Annotated in this window: 17 protein-coding genes and 2 tRNA genes; 12 read left to right on the top strand and 7 right to left on the bottom strand. The window is 58.1% G+C overall.

The genetic code is table 11. The features are described 5' to 3' along the window. Positions 1-32: 32 nt before the first annotated feature. From argC to erpA, 3 genes are all read left to right on the top strand, one after another. Positions 33-1,097: an N-acetyl-gamma-glutamyl-phosphate reductase gene (gene argC, locus VRY85_RS11665; protein ID WP_414598770.1), complete on the top strand. Its 1,065-nt coding sequence runs from the start codon at positions 33-35 to the stop codon at positions 1,095-1,097. Between the two features lie 59 nt (positions 1,098-1,156). Then, positions 1,157-1,957 carry a DUF6776 family protein gene (locus tag VRY85_RS11660; RefSeq protein ID WP_414598769.1) on the top strand — a complete coding sequence of 267 codons (801 nt, stop codon included), beginning with the start codon at positions 1,157-1,159 and terminating at the stop codon, positions 1,955-1,957. A gap of 78 nt (positions 1,958-2,035) precedes the next feature. Then, entirely contained in the window at positions 2,036-2,404 is a 369-nt protein-coding gene (gene erpA / locus VRY85_RS11655; protein WP_414598768.1) for an iron-sulfur cluster insertion protein ErpA, read from the top strand. Between the two features lie 36 nt (positions 2,405-2,440). Here erpA and VRY85_RS11650 read toward each other — a convergent pair whose 3' ends face one another. Together VRY85_RS11650 and VRY85_RS11645 are read right to left on the bottom strand one after the other, a co-directional pair. After that, positions 2,441-3,559, bottom strand: a complete 1,119-nt coding sequence (locus tag VRY85_RS11650) for an anhydro-N-acetylmuramic acid kinase (RefSeq protein ID WP_414598767.1) — start codon at positions 3,557-3,559, stop codon at positions 2,441-2,443. A 12-nt stretch (positions 3,560-3,571) separates the two neighbouring features. Next, positions 3,572-4,921, bottom strand: coding sequence for a peptidoglycan DD-metalloendopeptidase family protein (locus VRY85_RS11645; RefSeq protein ID WP_414598861.1), 1,350 nt, complete (start codon positions 4,919-4,921; stop codon positions 3,572-3,574). Between the two features lie 235 nt (positions 4,922-5,156). Between VRY85_RS11645 and tyrS the strand changes: the two genes are divergently transcribed. The 9 genes from tyrS (at position 5,157) to VRY85_RS11600 (ending at position 12,183) form a co-directional block, all read left to right on the top strand. Next, on the top strand, positions 5,157-6,386 hold the full coding sequence (tyrS, locus tag VRY85_RS11640; RefSeq protein ID WP_414598766.1) for a tyrosine--tRNA ligase: 1,230 nt from the start codon (positions 5,157-5,159) through the stop codon (positions 6,384-6,386). A 14-nt stretch (positions 6,387-6,400) separates the two neighbouring features. Next, positions 6,401-7,033 (top strand): YbhB/YbcL family Raf kinase inhibitor-like protein, encoded by a 633-nt coding sequence (locus VRY85_RS11635; protein WP_414598765.1) that lies wholly within the window; start codon positions 6,401-6,403, stop codon positions 7,031-7,033. 177 nt (positions 7,034-7,210) lie between these two features. Beyond that, a complete protein-coding gene (gene glyA, locus VRY85_RS11630; RefSeq protein WP_414598764.1) occupies positions 7,211-8,455 on the top strand; it encodes a serine hydroxymethyltransferase in 1,245 nt (414 codons plus the stop codon). Between the two features lie 24 nt (positions 8,456-8,479). Next, positions 8,480-8,944, top strand: coding sequence for a transcriptional regulator NrdR (gene nrdR, locus VRY85_RS11625; protein WP_414598763.1), 465 nt, complete (start codon positions 8,480-8,482; stop codon positions 8,942-8,944). Next, positions 8,941-10,092, top strand: coding sequence for a bifunctional diaminohydroxyphosphoribosylaminopyrimidine deaminase/5-amino-6-(5-phosphoribosylamino)uracil reductase RibD (gene ribD, locus VRY85_RS11620; protein ID WP_414598762.1), 1,152 nt, complete (start codon positions 8,941-8,943; stop codon positions 10,090-10,092). The genes nrdR and ribD overlap by 4 nt, the downstream gene beginning before the upstream one ends. An 11-nt stretch (positions 10,093-10,103) precedes the next feature. Continuing rightward, on the top strand, positions 10,104-10,724 hold the full coding sequence (locus VRY85_RS11615; RefSeq protein ID WP_414598761.1) for a riboflavin synthase: 621 nt from the start codon (positions 10,104-10,106) through the stop codon (positions 10,722-10,724). A gap of 110 nt (positions 10,725-10,834) precedes the next feature. Next, positions 10,835-10,925 (top strand) — tRNA-Ser (locus VRY85_RS11610). A 236-nt stretch (positions 10,926-11,161) separates the two neighbouring features. Then, positions 11,162-11,590, top strand: coding sequence for an anti-virulence regulator CigR family protein (locus tag VRY85_RS11605; RefSeq protein ID WP_414598760.1), 429 nt, complete (start codon positions 11,162-11,164; stop codon positions 11,588-11,590). A gap of 14 nt (positions 11,591-11,604) precedes the next feature. Continuing rightward, positions 11,605-12,183, top strand: coding sequence for a DJ-1/PfpI family protein (locus VRY85_RS11600; RefSeq protein WP_414598759.1), 579 nt, complete (start codon positions 11,605-11,607; stop codon positions 12,181-12,183). 13 nt (positions 12,184-12,196) lie between these two features. Here VRY85_RS11600 and selD read toward each other — a convergent pair whose 3' ends face one another. From selD to fdhE, 5 genes are all read right to left on the bottom strand, one after another. Then, entirely contained in the window at positions 12,197-13,258 is a 1,062-nt protein-coding gene (selD, locus tag VRY85_RS11595) for a selenide, water dikinase SelD (RefSeq protein WP_414598758.1), read from the bottom strand. Between the two features lie 19 nt (positions 13,259-13,277). After that, positions 13,278-13,373: transfer RNA gene (locus VRY85_RS11590), tRNA-Sec, on the bottom strand. A gap of 20 nt (positions 13,374-13,393) precedes the next feature. Further along, the gene (selB, locus tag VRY85_RS11585; protein ID WP_414598757.1) at positions 13,394-15,319 is read right to left on the bottom strand and encodes a selenocysteine-specific translation elongation factor; all 1,926 of its coding nucleotides are present in this window, start codon (positions 15,317-15,319) and stop codon (positions 13,394-13,396) included. Positions 15,320-15,321: 2 nt separating this feature from the next. After that, on the bottom strand, positions 15,322-16,767 hold the full coding sequence (selA, locus tag VRY85_RS11580) for an L-seryl-tRNA(Sec) selenium transferase (protein ID WP_414598756.1): 1,446 nt from the start codon (positions 16,765-16,767) through the stop codon (positions 15,322-15,324). Next, positions 16,764-17,705 carry a formate dehydrogenase accessory protein FdhE gene (gene fdhE, locus VRY85_RS11575; RefSeq protein ID WP_414598860.1) on the bottom strand — a complete coding sequence of 314 codons (942 nt, stop codon included), beginning with the start codon at positions 17,703-17,705 and terminating at the stop codon, positions 16,764-16,766. Before fdhE ends, selA begins: the two co-directional genes overlap by 4 nt. Between the last annotated feature and the right edge of the window lie 27 nt (positions 17,706-17,732).

The raw sequence follows: 17,732 nt of genomic DNA, 5'->3' as shown, positions 1-17,732 counted from the left end.
AACATCAATGTTTCATGGATTCAGGAATCACAATGATATCGGTCGCTGATTCGCGCATCAAAGTTGGAATTGTAGGGGGAACCGGGTACACCGGTGTAGAGCTGTTGCGGCTTCTGTCCCAGCACCCAAACGTCGATTTGCAGGCTATTACGTCGCGCAAGGAAGATGGCGTGCCGGTCGCTGACATGTATCCTAGCTTGCGTGGGCGGGTGGATCTTAAATTCCAGACTCCTGACACTGCCGGGCTTGAGAACTGCGATGTAGTCTTTTTTGCCACACCACACGGCGTAGCCATGGAACAGGCCGAAAAACTGCTCGCAGCGGGTGTGCGCATCATTGATCTTGCCGCGGATTTCCGCTTGCAGAATCTATCCAGCTTCGAGCGCTGGTACAAGATGCAGCACGCCTGTCCCGATATCCTGAAAGATTCCGCTTATGGCCTGTCAGAACTCAACCGAGAGCGCATCGCAAAAGCGCGTGTGGTGGGCAACCCGGGCTGCTACCCTACCACCGTGCTGCTGGGTCTGGCTCCATTATTTGCCGACGGGCATGTGCGCATTGATACCGGCCACATTATTGCCGACTGTAAGTCCGGGGTGTCGGGAGCGGGCCGCGGGGCGAGCGTAGGCTCGCTGTTTTCCGAAGCGGCTGATAACTTCAAGGCCTATGGCGTAATGGGCCATCGCCACCACCCTGAAATCTCCGAGCAATTAGAATTGCTGGCAGGTCAACCCGTGGGGCTGACATTCACGCCTCATCTGGTGCCAATGATTCGCGGCATGTTCTCTACGCTGCATGTGCGTATCAATCCCTCGGCGCTCGATACCGATTTCCAAGCGCTGTTTGAGCAGTTCTATGCGGGTGAGCCCTTTGTCGACGTGATGCCTGCTGGCAGCCTGCCGGAAACCCGCAGCGTGCGCGCATCTAACTACTTGCGTATTGCTGTGCACCGCCCCGATGGCGGCGATCGCCTCATCATTCTTGTTGTGCAGGACAACCTCACAAAGGGGGCGTCGGGCCAAGCAGTACAGAACATGAATCTTATGTTCGGCTTGCCAGAAACGACCGGCCTGGAGCATATTGCCGTTCTGCCCTAAGGCGGTTTTTTGTAGGGCTGTTACGGAACTCCAACGCCTGAGGCGGGTCTATAACCCCCATGGGACAGCCTACTCATAACGAACGTACTGCGGTGGTGGTCGCGCCGAACACTCAGGTGACGACGTTGCCAAGCAAAGGCGGCGGGCGCTTCGCAATGGGGCGTCGGCTCGCGCTCATCATTGCTATGCTGGTTGGTGCTGTGGTGGGGGGCGCCATAGTCTTCTTTATGTTTGAGCGGCCGGCTCTCGAAGCCGCTCAGGCACGCGCTCAGGCTTATGAACAGGACCTCGCAGCCGCACGTGGCAAGCTGCTGGAAGCCAACAGTATGGTTGCAGCACTTGAGGGGCGCTTATTGGTCGAGGAAAGTACCCGCCGAGGGCTGGAGAGCGTGGTTGGTACTTTGCAGGAAGATCTTGGTAAGGCCCAGAATTCGCTGGCGTTCTACGAACAACTGATCCCGCCCGGTCCGCAAGGGGCTGTTACCATACGCGCTCTTGATTTTGAGCGTGCAGGCCCCCACCTGAAGTACAGAGCGTTACTGATGCGTAGTGGCTCCAACGACACGCCCTTTGAGGGCAGCCTGCAGTTCGTCGCATCGGGTATTGCAGCGGGCGAGGAAGTCAGCGTACCGTTATCTATCGCGACGGCGCCGTCAACGGGTGACGAGCCTGATAGTGCGGCCCAGGAGTCTGACGCTGCTGCCCAGGAACCTCTGAAATTGGAGTTTTCCGATTTCCAGCGTAGCAGTGGGCTGCTTACGGTGCCTGCTGGCCTTGATCTGAAGTCTGTGACGCTGAATGTGCTGGAAGGCAATGTGTTGCGCACGTCACGTAGTGTGGATTTGCCCGTGGAAGACTAACTGCATTTGGCAGCCAGCGGGTGCTATAGTAGTTTAAGAATCAAATTTGTGCAGGCTTTAACCCTGCCGGAGTTCTCTATGAGCAATATTGTTGAATCTGTAGATCTTCAGGCGCCTCCTTCTCCCATCTTCTTTTCTGACGCGGCAGCGGCCAAAGTCAAAGAGTTGCTGGAAGACGAGGACAACCCTCAACTCAAGCTGCGAGTTTTCGTGCAAGGCGGGGGCTGTTCTGGTTTTCAGTACGGCTTCACTTTCGACGAAACCGTTAATGATGACGACACCACCATTCTGAAAGAAGGGGTCGAGCTTCTGGTTGACCCCATGAGCTTTCAGTATCTGGTCGGTGCTGAAATCGACTACAAAGACGACTTGGATGGCGCTCAGTTCGTTATTCGCAACCCCAACGCCAACACCACTTGCGGTTGTGGCTCGTCCTTCGCGCCTTGAACCAGCCGTAGCTGTTTAGCGGCGGCGTTATTGTTTTTAAGCCAGGTGCCTGCAGCCTAATATGACGGGCTTGCGGGCGCCTGTCACGTCTGGAAGGCCCGCAGGTTTTCCGGTGTCGTGGCACCAGGCCAGCCATGCAAAGGCTGCGGCTTCCACCCATTGAGCAGGTAGGCCGTGGTTGTCCGTGCTATCTAGCGAACAGGGCAGGGCGGCTTGCAGCGCCGACATCAACGTCTTGTTTCTTGCTCCACCACCACATACCAACACCTGCTCCGCTTCCGGCGCATAAGTACGTATGGCATTCGCTATGCTTTGTGTGGTCAGCGCCAGCAAACTGGCTTGGATATCGGCAGCAGAAGGCCAGGCTGCTTGATCTGCGCCAAAGCTTTCTTGCAACTTGATGTGGAGCCACTCAAGGTTGAAATCGTCTCGGCCCGTTGACTTGGGGGGAGGCAGTGCAAACCAGGGGTCCGCCAACATATTGTCCAGTAACGACGGCCGAGCTTGCCCCGATGCGGCCCAGGCGCCGTCGGCATCGTATGGCAGGCGTAAATGCCGTTGCGCCCAGGCGTCCATCAACATATTGGCCGGGCCGGTATCAAAACCACGGGTAGAGCCGTCTGTTCCCAGCACGGTGATATTGGCTATGCCTCCCAGGTTCAGGATGACCCTGGCCTGCTCCGAGGCAAACTGTGCGGCATGAAAGGCCGGCACCAGTGGAGCGCCTTGGCCGCCGGCGGCAATGTCGCGGCTGCGGAAATCGGCGATGACATCAATGCCAGTGAGTTCGGCAAGCAAGGCGGGAGCATTCAACTGAATGGTGTAGCCGAGGTCGGGGCGATGGCGTACTGTCTGGCCGTGTGCGCCTATGGCTGCGATGTTGGAAGGGGAAACGCCGGTTTTTTCCAGCAACTTTCGTACGGTGTCGGCATAAAGCCGGGCCAATTCGGCTGAAACCAGCGCAGCGCGGCCAAGTTCGTCTTGGCCGGGGGCGTTCAAAGCCAGTAACTCTGCCCGCAAGGCGGCGGGTAGAGATATTGAAGCGCAGTCAAGCGCCCGGGCGCGGCCCGAGGCATTGATCTGCAGCAGTACAGCATCCACGGCATCCAGACTGGTGCCGGACATGAGGCCGACATAGAACCGGGCGGCGCTCATGTGACAGGGTGCTTAGCGGCCGGCCAGTTGAGTGGGCTCGGCAGCGTCGTCGGCTGTGGTGGCAATGGCGGGGCCCTGAAGCAATTGGATATGGCTACGGTATTGCGCCACGGCCGTATCAAATTGCTTGCGTTCTTCCGCATTGAGCGTACGGACTACGGGAAGATCGACGGAGAGAGGGTCGACCGCCTTGTTGTTTACGCGGAATTCGTAATGCAAGTGCGGGCCGGTGGACCAACCTGTGGAGCCGACATAACCAATATGCGTGCCCTGGCTGACTTTGACGCCTTTTTTGATGCCCTTGGCAAAGCCTTTCTGGTGAGCGTAGAGCGTTGTGATGTTGTTGTGGTGCTCAATGATAATGGTGTTGCCGTAGCCGCGTTGCCAGCCTGCGAACTTAATGACGCCATCGGCAGTGGCGTGAATGGGAGTTCCGCTGGGTGCTGCGTAGTCGACACCATTGTGCTTGCGCCACCCGCCATGCACCGGATGGCGGCGACCGCCAAAGGTGGAGCTGATGCGGGTGAACTTCAGAGCGTTGCGCAAGAAGGCGCCTTGCAGGCTTTTCCCTTCGAAATCGTAGTAGCCGCCGGATGCGTCTTCAGGCTGAAACCATACCGCGTCGTAGGTATTGTTCTTGTTGAGGAATTCCAGGGCGAGTACGCGGCCTGCGCCGACATCGCGGCCTTCGCTGGTGTAGGTTTCGTAAACAATGCGGAAACGATCGCCCTTACGCAGATCGCGCATGAAGTCGATCTTGCTGCTGAGAATTTCAGCCATCTGAAAGGTGATGTGGTCGGGGATGCCGACAGCATCGGTTGCGCCGAACAAAGAGCTTTTGATTTCGCCTTCGGCTATGCGGACCTGGGTGTCGGCGACCTGTTCTCGTTCGTTAGCCTCGAAACCGCCCTTGCCGTCTGGGGTGATTTCCAGCCAGCGGCTGACATAACGCCCTTCGTCGCGGGTGCCCGGCGTGTGATCGTAGCGCAGGGAAACCAGTTTGCCTTCGTGATCGAGTGCCGCGCGGACGATGCGGCCCGGGTACAGCTTGTAAATGGAGCGCGCGGCGGGTTCCTGTACAAGGAAGGCTTGCAAACCGGCTTCTTGTACGTGGAGGCGCTGCAGCAGTGCGGCCAGGGTGTCGCCGCGCCGGATCACCGTTTCGCCGATGAATGGGTCGCTGGTTGCGACTTCGGACAGTACTTCGATTTCGGGTAGGGGGAGAACGCTTTGTTCTGTATAAACGGGGGGCTTTTCCGGGGGTTGCACCACAGCCAGCGCGCCCGCAGTGCCAAACAGGCCCAGGGCCACCAATAACAGGCTTTTGCGGACGAAGTGGAAGGGTTTGCGATGGGAGCGCATCGCAGTGCGCAAGGAGGGGGTGTCGTGGTTCCCTTTCTCGGACATGGGCGAAAGACCTGGATGATAAGATGCTGCGTTGCTGGCGTGCTTAGCCCCGAGCATGTGTTTTTGTACATGCAGGGTTGCAGTTAACACGCTATGCTATCCGATTCCTGCGAGGTTTTCGAGGCCTTTCGCGCTTTTTTTGTCCTTCAAGTCGATATCCATCAAATCTGTCTTCGCAGATCATTCACATATGCCGCTCAACGAAGCCCCCATCACTCCAGAAGTCGAACACGATCTTAAAATAGTCAAACGTGGTTGTGACGAACTGCTGGTTGAATCCGAGTTCGTGCGCAAGCTTGCCCGCAGCCGCGCCGAGAGCAAGCCATTGCGTATCAAATTGGGGCTGGATCCCACCGCGCCGGACATCCACCTTGGTCACACGGTTGTGCTGAATAAAATGCGCCAACTGCAGGATCTCGGCCACCAGGTGATCTTCCTGATTGGTGACTTTACTGCGCTGATCGGCGACCCCAGCGGTCGCAATACGACCCGCCCGCCGCTCACGCCGGAACAAATCCACGAAAACGCAAAAACTTATTACGAGCAGGCCAGCATGGTGCTCGATCCGGCGCGTACGGAAATCCGATACAACTCCGAGTGGTGCGACAAACTCGGCGCACGCGGCATGATCAAACTTGCATCGCGGTACACCGTGGCACGCATGATGGAGCGCGAAGACTTCACACGGCGCTTCAAGGGCGGTATTCCCATTTCCGTTCACGAATTTCTTTACCCCCTGCTGCAAGGCTACGATTCCGTCGAACTCAAGGCCGACCTGGAAATGGGGGGCACCGATCAGAAATTCAACCTGCTGGTGGGGCGCGAACTGCAGAGGGAATACGGCATGGAATCGCAGTGCATCCTGACCATGCCGCTTCTGGAAGGCACGGATGGCGTCGATAAAATGTCCAAGTCCAAGGGCAACTATATCGGCATCACCGAAGCGCCGGACTCCATGTTTGGCAAACTGATGTCAATCTCTGACACGCTGATGTGGCGTTATTATGAGTTGCTTTCCTTCCGTTCCCTGGAAGATATCGAAGCGTTGCAACAGCAGGTGAAAGACGGGTTAAACCCCCGTGAAGCCAAGGTGGCGTTGGCTCAAGAAATTATTGAGCGTTTTCATTCCAGGAAAGCAGCGGAAGACGCCCTGGCTTCTTTTGAAGCGCGTTTCCGCGATGGGGCTATCCCTGACGACATGCCGGAAATCACGGTTGGCCAAGCACCGATGGGTATACTCAAGATACTGCGGGAAGCCGGTCTGGCCGTCTCGGGTTCCGAAGCGCAACGCAACGTTCAGCAGGGCGGCGTAAAGGTCGATGGCCAACGAATTGAAGATAAATCCCTGGAATTGGGGGCTGGTACTTACGTGGTACAAGTTGGCAAGCGCAAGTTTGCCCGCATAACGCTAACAGTTTGATCTAGGAGTTCGCGATGAAGCTTATCAGTGAGTCGTTTACCGATCAGGGAAATATCCCCGAGCACAATGCTTTTGCCAAGCCAGACGCCAGTACGCACGTAGCGCTGGCAGGTAATGCGAATCCGCACCTTGCGTGGTCAGATGCACCGGCTGCTACCAAATCGTTCGTGGTCATCTGCCACGATCCAGATGTCCCCAGTAAACCGGATGACGTCAACCAGGAAGGCCGCGAAATTCCCGATACCTTGCCTCGGGTGGATTTCTATCACTGGGTGCTGATCGATATTCCGGCGCACACCACGCAGATCGCAGAAGGCGCTTATTCCGATGGCATCACGCCGCGAGGCAAAGCGGGCCCGCTGGCTCTTGACGGCACCCGCCAGGGTCTCAACGATTACACCGGCTGGTTCGCGAACGATCGCGATATGAATGGCGACTATTTCGGTTATGACGGCCCCTGCCCACCCTGGAATGACTCCATCCCGCATCGCTATGTGTTCACCGTCTATGCGTTGGATGTACAAGAACTTCCGGTAGAAGGGCGCTTCAACGCTAACGACGTGCTCAATGCCATGCAAGGGCATATTCTCGCGCAGGCTTCGATAACCGGGATCTATACGCTGAACCCGCGTCTCATATCTAAGTAACACCGAAGCGGGTGTAACTCACCCGTTTGGTTAGGGCAGGGCGGCTTTCCGTATGGTGGCGCCCTGCCATTTTCGTTTCTGCCTGTGGTTGCGTTTCATAAAAGGGGTTTTAAGCGCCTCACGCAGGGGAACAGGCTAGAATATTGGATTCATTTCTTGTAAAGCAAGGATCGCCCCATGTTTGACCGCTCCAATACCCTCGATAAGGTCGATGCAGAAGTCTGGGCAGCCGTTCAGAAAGAGAACGAGCGCCAAGAGCAACACATCGAGTTGATTGCCTCTGAGAACTACACCAGCCCCGCCGTGATGCAGGCGCAGGGAACTCAGCTCACCAACAAGTATGCGGAAGGGTATCCGGGCAAGCGCTATTACGGCGGCTGCGAATATGTGGATATCGTTGAACAGCTGGCGATTGACCGCCTAAAGGAAATCTTCGGCGCTGAAGCCGCCAACGTGCAGCCTAACTCGGGTTCGCAAGCCAACCAGGGTGTGTACATGGCGGTACTCAAGCCCGGTGACACCGTGCTGGGTATGAACCTGGCCGAAGGGGGCCACCTGACACATGGTTCGCCGGTTAACGCCTCCGGGAAGCTGTACAACTTTGTTTCCTATGGCCTGAACGAAAAAGAAGAGCTCGATTACGACGCGCTTGAGCGCCTGGCTCGCGAACACAAACCCAAGCTGATTGTCGGCGGAGCTTCCGCTTACGCCCTGCGTATCGACTTTGAGCGCATGGGCCGTATCGCTCGCGAAAACGGCGCCTTGTTCATGGTGGATATCGCCCACTATGCAGGCCTCGTCGCTGGCGGCCAATACCCCAACCCGGTTCCGCACGCCGACTTCGTCACTTCCACCACGCACAAATCGCTGCGTGGCCCGCGTGGCGGCGTTATCATGATGAAGGCCGAACACGAAAAAATCGTCAACTCGGCCATCTTCCCCGGCATTCAGGGCGGCCCGCTGATGCATGTCATCGCTGCCAAGGCTGTCGCCTTCAAGGAAGCGCTGGATCCCAGCTTTAAGGATTACGCCGCACAGGTCATCAAGAATGCGCAAGTATTGGCCGACACCCTAGTCAAGCGCGGCCTGCGCATTGTTTCAGGTCGCACTGAAAGCCATGTGATGCTGGTAGATTTGCGCGCTAAAGGTATTACCGGGAAGGATGCCGAAATCGCCCTTGGCAAGGCGCATATCACGGTCAACAAGAATGCGATTCCGAACGACCCTGAAAAGCCTTTCGTCACCAGTGGTGTGCGTCTGGGCTCTCCGGCCATGACTACCCGTGGTTTCAAGGAAGCCGAAGCCGAGCTCACCGCCAATCTGTTGGCCGATGTGCTCGACAACCCGTACGACGAAGCTCACTTGGCCGCTGTGCGCGCCAAGGTCAACGAGTTGACGGCACGTTTCCCCGTTTACCGTTAATCCTTCCAGGCAGCGGCCCGCGTCATGAAATGCCCTTACTGCAACCGCACCGATACCCAAGTGATCGACACGCGTGTGCAGGACGAGGGCGATGTCATCCGGCGCCGGCGTCGCTGCCCCGCCTGCGAACGCCGCTTCACCACTTTCGAGCGGGCTGAGCTGCTCATGCCCGCAGTGGTGAAGCGTAACGGCACGCGGGTTGAGTTCGATATTGCCAAGCTGCAGGCCAGTTTCAAGCTGGCACTGCGCAAACGTCCGGTCAGTACAGACCAAATGGATTCCGCCGTCGAACGCATTTGCGATCAACTGTTGCATAGCGGGCAGAAAGAAGTCACTTCGCGGTTTATCGGCGACTTGGTCATGGCCGAGTTACGCGAACTCGACGAAGTCGCTTATGTGCGCTTTGCATCGGTGTACCGCAGCTTCGAGGATGTTGGGGAATTCGTCAAAGCCATTTCTGAATTCCAATCGCCCGGAGGCTCGCAATGACGCCTCAAGCAGCCGCTGACGCACGTTGGATGCGGCACGCCCTTGCGTTGGCCGAAACCTCTCTCTACATCACTGCCCCCAACCCGCGAGTAGGTTGCGTCATTGTGCGCGACGAGGTCATTCTCGGCCAGGGTGCCACACAACAAGCGGGTGGGCCGCACGCTGAGGTTGTCGCTCTGAGGGATGCCGCTGCCAAAGGGCACGACACCCAGGGCGCGACCGTGTACGTAACACTGGAGCCCTGCAATCATCACGGGCGTACGCCGCCGTGCGTTGATGCGTTGATCAGCGCCAAGGTGGGCCGGGTGGTTATCGCCATGTGCGATCCTAACCCCCTGGTTGGGGGGCAGGGCCTGGCGCGGCTGCGCGAGGCCGGCATTGCCGTTACTCTCGGTGTTTGCGCGCAGGAGGCCCTGGCGCTGAATGTCGGTTTTGTCTCGCGCATGGTTCGGGGCCTGCCCTGGGTATGGGTGAAATCCGGTATTTCTCTCGATGGGCACACTGCTCTGCCCGGCGGGGAATCCCAATGGATTACCGGCCCTTTGGCGCGAGCGGACGGTCATCAGTGGCGGGCGCGCAGCTGTGTGGTGCTAACCGGCATCGGCACCGTGCGCAGCGACAACCCGCGCTTGAATGTGCGCGAAGTCGATACACCACGCCAGCCGATACGGGCGGTGATTGATGCCCGTTTTGAAATCGATGAAAACGCCCAGCTGTTCGATGGCGAGAAAATCTGGCTGTTTGTATGCCGCAACGACCCCGCCAAGGCAGAGCGCTTGGCGCAACGCAATATTGAAGTCGTTGTCATGCCCAGCACATCGGCGGGGGTGGATCTCCCCTCGATTATGCGCTGGCTGGCTGCGCACCAAGTCAACGAAGTCCATGTAGAAGCAGGCGCACGCTTATCCGGAGCCTTACTAGAAACAGGCAGCGTGGATGAGCTGCTGGTCTACATGGCGCCACTGTTGCTGGGTCAAGGCCGGGGCATGGCCGACATGCCAGCGGTGCCGGCCCTGGATGCCGCCGAACGTTTCGAGTTTGTCGAGGCCACGGTGGTGGGCACAGACATGCGTTTGCGCCTGCGTCATCCCGGCCACTGGGCAGCACTCACCCAAGCGCTTGATCGCATTACGCAGCGTCATCTTTGATAGGAAAAATCATGTTTACAGGTATTGTCTCCGCAGTGGGGCGCATCACTGCGGTTACACCACTTGAGCAAGGCAACGAAAATGCCGGTGTGAAACTGTCCATTCATGCGCCAGGCTTTCTGCGTGAAGATACTAAGCTGGGTGATTCCATCGCCATTCAAGGGGCTTGTATGACGGTCGTCGCCTTGCGAGAAGACGGTTTCGATGTCGATGTATCTCGCGAAAGCCTGAACCGCACAGTGGGGCTGGGCAGTGTAGGGGAAGTCAACCTGGAACACGCCATGCGCTTGGGCGACACCCTGGATGGGCATATTGTTTCCGGCCATGTGGATGGCACGGGTAAAGTCACTGCGTTTGAGCCTGTCGGCGAATCGTGGGCGTTACGTATTCTGGTATCACCCGAGCTGGGGCGCTACATGGCGTACAAGGGCTCTGTCACCGTCAACGGTGTAAGCCTGACGGTGAATTCGGTGGAAGATCAGCCCGAAGGGTGTGAGATTGGTATCAACCTAATCCCCCACACCGTGCAGGTCACCACCTTGAAATCCCTGCAGGCCGGTGCAGCGGTAAATATTGAAATTGATATGATTGCCCGCTACTGTGAGCGCTTGCTGGGCGCGCGAGCGATTTGATTACGTGCTCGACGCACACTCGCCATTTAGAGCGAGATTTGAACAAAGTTTTCTTCGTGATATAATAGTGGACTTCGCTGGCTTCACGCATGGAGCTTATCGCGATTGTAGGACAGGTGGCCGAGTGGTTGAAGGCGCACGCCTGGAAAGCGTGTATACGTTAATAGCGTATCGGGGGTTCGAATCCCCCTCTGTCCGCCAAGAATTTTTAAAGCAGTTCAAAAGACACCAGAAACCCCGTAGAGCAATAGCCTACGGGGTTTTTTGCTTGAACTCTGTCTGTGAGCGAGTGGCTGTCCCGTGCAGTTGAGAGGGCGGGCTAGGCCGCCATAGGGATGTCGCTCTGGTGCTATACAAATAGACACATGTCGGAGTGGCTTGGCAATCAGATAGGCAGTACGCTGGTCACATCGTGTGCATGCATGTAGGAAGATGGCATGAAAATGTATGTGTCTTGGCTGGCTGCAGCGATGGCAGTGTTGTCTGTGAGCTTACCTGCCAAAGCGGCGCCGCCGCATGGTAAAGGGAATCCGGGTGGCGGTAATACGGGGAAAGGGGGCGGTGTGCATGTGGAAATCGAGGTCGGCGATCTGGTGTATGCAGGCATTACCGCAGCGCTGGCACGCCAGTATGCACATGATTTTGGGCTAAAGCGCTACGGCACCTTGCCCCCGGGCATTCGAAAAAATCTGGCAAGGGGTAAACCTCTCCCACCTGGGATCGCCAAAAAAATGTTGCCCGAATCATTTCTGGCTCGTCTGCCACACCAACCCGGCTACGAGTGGCGTGCAGCGGGTGCGGACCTGATCCTTGTTTCAGTCGCGACAGCAGTAATTGCGGATATTTTGTACGATGTCTTCAACTGATTGTGGAGGGTGGTATGGCAAAGAAAATCTTGATGATCTGCGGTGATTATTGTGAAGATTACGAAACCATGGTGCCTTTTCAGACTTTGCTGGCGGTCGGGCATCAGGTGGATGCCGTGTGTCCCGATAAAAAGGAGGGGGACACCATTGCAACGGCAATTCATGATTTTGAAGGCGATCAGACCTATTCAGAAAAACGCGGTCATAACTTCACCGTGAATGCCACATTCGATGACATTAAGGTGGAAGATTACGATGCTCTGGTTATTCCAGGGGGGCGCGGGCCGGAATATCTGCGTCTGAACACCAGAGTGATCGAAATGGTGCGCCACTTCTTTGATGCGAACAAACCCGTGGCGGCAGTTTGCCATGGTGCGCAGCTTTTGGCTGCGGCAGGGGTGCTGAAAGGGCGCCATTGTTCGGCCTACCCGGCGTGTGCGCCGGATGTTGAATTGGCAGGCGGGCGTTATGCAGACATTGGCATCGCCGAAGCAGTGACCGACGGAAACCTGGTAACCGCACCGGCATGGCCTGCCCACCCGGCCTGGATGGCACAGTTTCTAAAAATTTTGGGTACGCAGATCACGCTGTAGCATCAATGAAGCCTTAGCTCACATTGACTCCAGCCGCGCCAGCACGCAGTTCTCCCACCACAGTGGCGTATTCAAAGCCTTCACTGTGGAAGATGTTTAGCACTTCGGCCGTGGCTTCCGGGGCGCATGCCACAAGCAGGCCGCCGGAAGTCTGCGGGTCGCATAGCAGGGCTTTTAAAGTGTCGTCGATGCCCGACGCGAGCTGGATAGAGTCACCATAAGATGCCCAGTTGCGGCCTGATGCACCGGTAATCACGCCTTGTTCGGCCAGTTGCCGCACGCCGGGCAGCCAGGGCAGTTCAGCGCTGGATAGATGGGCCGAAAGGCCGGAGGCGCGGGCGATTTCCAGGGCGTGGCCTAGCAGCCCAAAGCCGGTGACGTCGGTCATGGCGTGGACGCTGCCCAGTTTGGCTAGCCGGGCGCCAGGGCGGTTAAGTTGCGTTGTGCTGGCTATCATGGCGCGATAGCCTTCGTCGCTAAGGATTTCCTTCTTCAGGGCAGCGGAAAGTACGCCAACACCTAGCGCTTTACCGAGGATCAGCACGTCGCCCGCTTGGGCGTCGGCATTGCGCTTGATGTGGTCGGGATGCGCCAAACCCATGGCGGCCAAGCCGTAGATGGCTTCGACGGAATCGATCGAGTGCCCGCCGGCCACGGGGATGCCCGCTTCAGCGCAGATTGAAGCGCCGCCTTGCAGTATGCCGGCGATGTCAGCCTTGGGCAGCACGTTGATGGGCATGCCGACCAGCGCCAGAGCCATGATGGGGGAGCCCCCCATAGCGTAGATGTCAGACAGTGCATTAGCCGCGGCGATCCGACCAAACTCGTAAGGGTCGTCGACAATCGGCATGAAGAAATCGGTGGTGGCGATCAGCGCCTGCTCGTCGTTCAACCGGTATACGGCGGCGTCGTCAGAGGTTTCGTTGCCAACCATCAGAGCCGCATAGGGCTGAGTGGCGGGCATGCCTGCCAGCAGCTCAGAAAGAATGCCCGGCGCGATTTTGCAGCCGCAGCCGCCGCCATGGGAAAGCGACGTCAGGCGAGGAGCGTCTGACGTGGAAGCGTTATCTTTCATGATGGGGGTACCTGAGGGTTGGCGGAAAGCAGCAGGAGTCGAACCTACCTGGGAGCGTCTGACGCCCCCAACTGGGTTTGAAGCCCAGCCATGCCACCGGACATGTATGCCTTCCCGGGGAAACGAAACAACAACCTATGATAGCTGTTGCCAGAAATCTACGCCATCTCTGCGCAGTACGTGTTTATCCTGCACACGTCGGGTGTAACCCGCACGATTGAAAAACTCTAGAACCTGGATGGCGCGTTTGCGGCCCAGCCCTGTGAGATCGCGGAACTCCGCAGCCGCAACGCCTTCGTCTTTTGCTGCGACGTATAGCAAACGGACCAGCGCCATGACCTGATCGCGATGGTAGAAGAGGTCTTTCACGATCTGGTAGACATCTCCAGTTTTGAGCAGCTTCAGCAGCACATATCGAACCTGTTGTTCGTCTTCGTCCAGCGTGGCGGCCATGTCCCGCACCCATGGCGGGTTGAAGCCTCCCGCGTCCAACAGGGGCAGGAGTTGTTCTGCCAATTCGGTTTCTTGGGGCGTGAGGGCTACGGCATGGCCTGGCAGGTGCAACCAGGGGCCATTGCGCACTAGTCTTCCATCGGCTAGCAGGTGGTCGCGTAGTGCCAGCCAGAGCGGGTCGGGCAAGGTGGGCCAAGCCATGCGCCGCAGGCGCGTAGTGTCGACGCCAGGCTCATCAGGCCAGCGCTCATGGAAGTTGCCCAGAATGGCTAGGGTATGGTCGGCCAGAGCGTCCCAGTGCGACTGCAGTATCAGGGTACGTGGTGCTTGGCTGCTTTTGGCTGAGACCCATCGTGCACCCTGGGGGGGCGTGTCATCGACCGGGCGTTGCAACAGTCGCATGACCTGGAACTCGTCCAGGCCGTGAGGGGCTTGTCGCAATAGGTTGGATAAGCCGTCGCCGGTGTGCAAGGCGGCAATTGCTTGCAACCAGGCGAGGCGCTCGGGTGACCGGCGTTTGCGTTGCGGGGCGTTGGGGTCGAGTACGACGCCGCCGCCCACAGTATGGCGAGCTTGTGCATCGCGGGCGATGTAGCGGTCGCCGGGCATGGCGCACACAGGCTGATCGAATACCAATTGCACCCAGCCGGTTTCTCCCGCAGATAGAGAATTGCCCTCCAGAGGTACGGCGTGAGCGAGGTAATGTGAGGCACCCAGGTGGATGTGCAGCGGCGTCCAGGTGCGTATGCCCGTGGCGCACTGAGGCAGTAATTTCAGCTGTACGTCGATGTTGCGTGACGGCTGGAAGCAGCGCGCGTCAGCGATCCAGTCGCCCCGGGAGATGGAGTCTTTGTCTATCCCGCCCAGATTCAACGCACAACGCTGGCCCGCCAAAGCGGATCGTGACGGCTGGTTTTGTGCGTGGATGCTGCGTACACGCACTTTCTGGCCGCTAGGCATCAGGCGTATATCTGAAGTGTCGTCGTCAAGATGCAGTGCGCCGTCATGAACCGTACCGGTGACAACGGTGCCATGCCCTTTCAAGGTGAAAACGCGATCAATTGCCAGGCGGAACAACCCCTGGGTGCTGCGGGCAGCCATGGCTTGCGCGGCGGTGTGCAGGTGGTCGCGCAAACTGTCTACGCCAGGGTCGTTAGGGGTGGCGGCGCTGACAAAAAAGATCGGCATGTCTTGCAGGAACGTGCCGACAGTCAGTTGCACGATTTCGTTCTCGACTTCAGTCAGGCGCTGAGCATCCACTCGATCGATTTTGGAAATCGCCACAGCGCCTTGCCCAATGCCCAACATGCTCAGAATCGCCAGATGCTCATGGGTTTGCGGCATGACCCCGTCGTCGGCGGCAACCACCAGCAAGCCGAAATCGATACCACTGGCGCCTGCCGCCATGGTGTGAACCAAGCGCTCATGGCCGGGCACGTCGATAAAGCCCAGAATGTCATCATTGGCCAGAGGCGTGTAGGCATAGCCCAATTCGATGGATATGCCACGCGTTTGTTCTTCCTTGAGCCTGTCGGTTTCGACTCCGGTCAGCGCTTTTACCAGTGTGGTTTTGCCGTGGTCGATGTGGCCGGCGGTTCCGATGATCATGGTCAGTGTTCTTGTTGCAATTGCTGGAGAAAAGCCGCCTCTTCGCGCTCTTCCAGGCAGCGAAGGTCAAGATGGAAAGCGTCTTGAGCTATCCGGCCAATCACCGGGCGGGGTAATTCTCGAAAGCGTTTTTCCAATGTCTGTAAGGCGCGGCCGGGTCGGCCTGAACCGGCATGGCGCACGACCAGGCCATGGCTAGGCAATTGATCGATAGGCAGGGCGCCACTCCCAATCTGGCTGAACATAGGCTCGCTTTCCACTGCGTAAGCGGTGCCCACGAAGTGCTGCAATGCAGGCAGCAGCCGTGCAGCTTGCTGGTGCATCTGTTCGCGCGGGCGAGTGAGTAGGCGCAGGGTAGTTAATCGCTCAGCTAAAAATTCAGGGGAGCGGTACAGCGCCAGTACCGGTTCCAATGCGGCCAGGGTCAGCTTGCCCACTCGTAAGGCACGCTTGAGCGGGTTTTTCTTGATTTTTCGAATGAGGTCGGCCCGGCCGACAATCAGCCCGGCTTGTGGACCACCTAACAGTTTGTCACCACTGAAGGTCACAATGTCAGCACCTGCATCCACCGTATCGCGCACGGTATCTTCGCGCGGCAGGCCCCATTGAGTGAGGTCTACCAGCGTGCCGCTACCCAGGTCTACCGCTGTGGGCAGGTTATGGCGGCGGGCGATTTCTGACACTTCGTCAAGATTCACGCTGCGGGTAAAGCCGGTGATGGCATAGTTGCTGCAATGTACCTTCATCAGCATGGCCGTTCGCGGGCTGATGGCGTTTTCGTAATCGGCGGGGTGGGTGCGGTTGGTAGTGCCGACTTCTATTAGCCGCGTGCCTGCGCGCTTCATGATGTCTGGAATGCGGAATGCTCCGCCGATTTCTACCAGTTCTCCGCGTGACACAATGGCTTCGCGGCGATTGGCCAGGGTGTTGAGCATCAGCAATACCGCAGCGGCATTGTTGTTGACCACGGTAGCGGCCTCGGCGCCGGTGAGCTCGCGTAACAGGTCTTCGACGAGGTCGTCGCGGTCGCCACGCTTGCCGGTGGCCAGATCGAATTCGAGGTTGGCGGGCGCGCGTAGCGCCTGAATGACGGCTTGAACGGCTTCGTCAGGCAACAAGGCGCGGCCAAGATTCGTGTGCAGCACGGTGCCTGTCAAGTTGTAGACGGCACGCAACCGGGGTGCATCTTGGGCGGCGAGGCGGGCGCGGGCCTGTTCCAGTAGGTGGGGTGCAGTCAGCGCTTTCAGCTTGAGTTCGCCCGCCAGGGTTTTACCGCGAGCGTCGTCCAATACCGCGCGCAAGGTTGCTGTCAACCGGCTGCGGCCGACATCGCGAAGCAGCGCCTGGGCCTCTGGAGCAGCCAGCAGCCGCTCCAGAGAAGGGATGTCGGCTGCACGCGCAATCGTGTTTTCTTCTGTTGAACCAAATATTGCAGAGGGAGTTGTCATGATGCTTCGGTTTGCTCGTTCTGCCAGAGCAAAGGGTTGCCGCTGGAACGTGAGTATCCCGCTTCACCCATGAGCATGTCCAGTGCCAGGCTGGCCAGGTCATCCGCAACAGCGTCCGTATTCAGGACTTTTTCCTGGTAAAAAATCTTGCGATAGGTGTGGCAGTTATCGCATGATTCGGCCTTAATGCCTTCCGGGCCGTCCTCAATCTGATGGAAGGCGATACTCTTTGTGTCGTCGCAATGTGAACAGGTGACCCGCACCAGATGCCATTCGCTCGAACACAATGAGCAGCAGAGGTAGCGACAGCCATCGGCCTGACCGCCCACGCGTACGATGCTGGCGACAGGCAGGCTGCCACAAAGGGGACAGACCCCCTTAGGGCTGACGACAGGCAGATCATCCGCGTTGAAATCGGCGGCCAGACTGGTCCAATACACTTGAAGGGCGGCCATGATGAACGGAGCGGTGGCGGCATCGACATCATTTTCGCGCTCGGCCAGTAGGGCATCGGCTTGGGCTTCGATGGAATCGGGTCGACTGGCAAGGTTTTGCTCAAGAGACGCAATCACGTGTTTGGCCTGAGGAGGAATGTCAGGGCCGCTGGATATGTGTTCCAACACGGCTTTGAGAATATCGCGCCAGCCGTCAGGGCGCTCCCAGCCGTTTGCCTGCAATGGCGGCATGCCATGGGCTTGCGACAACTCGATGCGGCTTTCTTCCGCTCCGGGCAGGTTGCAATGGCGCAGCACATGGTGCTGGGCGTCTGCCAGGGCCGCCATCAGTAGCAGATAGCTGGAAAGCGGGTGACCCGGCGCCAACTGACGCAGCCGGGCTGCGCGGTCGGCGAATACCGAAGCGCGCACGGGTTGCCGCAGACGAGGGATGGAGGTGTGATCCAGGCTTTCGATTTCGCCACGCTCAAGAATTCTCTGCACCATGGGTTCTCCTCAAAAACAAGGCTG

The sequence above is a fragment of the Achromobacter sp. F4_2707 genome, assembly GCF_047501535.1.
Lineage (GTDB): Bacteria > Pseudomonadota > Gammaproteobacteria > Burkholderiales > Burkholderiaceae_B > Yanghanlia.
The sequence above is the reverse complement of the archived record's forward strand: the minus strand, read 5'-3'. Positions and strand labels throughout refer to the sequence as shown.

Excerpts from the sequence above, each read along its gene's own strand:
- nrdR (WP_414598763.1), top strand. The coding sequence starts at position 8,480 with ATGAAATGCCCTTACTGCAACCGCACCGATACCCAAGTGATCGACACG.
- VRY85_RS11635 (WP_414598765.1), top strand. The coding sequence starts at position 6,401 with ATGAAGCTTATCAGTGAGTCGTTTACCGATCAGGGAAATATCCCCGAG.
- selB (WP_414598757.1), bottom strand. The coding sequence starts at position 15,319 with ATGATCATCGGAACCGCCGGCCACATCGACCACGGCAAAACCACACTG.
- erpA (WP_414598768.1), top strand. The coding sequence starts at position 2,036 with ATGAGCAATATTGTTGAATCTGTAGATCTTCAGGCGCCTCCTTCTCCC.
- VRY85_RS11650 (WP_414598767.1), bottom strand. The coding sequence starts at position 3,559 with ATGAGCGCCGCCCGGTTCTATGTCGGCCTCATGTCCGGCACCAGTCTG.
- tyrS (WP_414598766.1), top strand. The coding sequence starts at position 5,157 with ATGCCGCTCAACGAAGCCCCCATCACTCCAGAAGTCGAACACGATCTT.
- ribD (WP_414598762.1), top strand. The coding sequence starts at position 8,941 with ATGACGCCTCAAGCAGCCGCTGACGCACGTTGGATGCGGCACGCCCTT.
- glyA (WP_414598764.1), top strand. The coding sequence starts at position 7,211 with ATGTTTGACCGCTCCAATACCCTCGATAAGGTCGATGCAGAAGTCTGG.
- VRY85_RS11605 (WP_414598760.1), top strand. The coding sequence starts at position 11,162 with ATGAAAATGTATGTGTCTTGGCTGGCTGCAGCGATGGCAGTGTTGTCT.
- selA (WP_414598756.1), bottom strand. The coding sequence starts at position 16,767 with ATGACAACTCCCTCTGCAATATTTGGTTCAACAGAAGAAAACACGATT.
- selD (WP_414598758.1), bottom strand. The coding sequence starts at position 13,258 with ATGAAAGATAACGCTTCCACGTCAGACGCTCCTCGCCTGACGTCGCTT.
- VRY85_RS11615 (WP_414598761.1), top strand. The coding sequence starts at position 10,104 with ATGTTTACAGGTATTGTCTCCGCAGTGGGGCGCATCACTGCGGTTACA.
- argC (WP_414598770.1), top strand. The coding sequence starts at position 33 with ATGATATCGGTCGCTGATTCGCGCATCAAAGTTGGAATTGTAGGGGGA.
- VRY85_RS11600 (WP_414598759.1), top strand. The coding sequence starts at position 11,605 with ATGGCAAAGAAAATCTTGATGATCTGCGGTGATTATTGTGAAGATTAC.
- VRY85_RS11645 (WP_414598861.1), bottom strand. The coding sequence starts at position 4,921 with ATGCGCTCCCATCGCAAACCCTTCCACTTCGTCCGCAAAAGCCTGTTA.
- VRY85_RS11660 (WP_414598769.1), top strand. The coding sequence starts at position 1,157 with ATGGGACAGCCTACTCATAACGAACGTACTGCGGTGGTGGTCGCGCCG.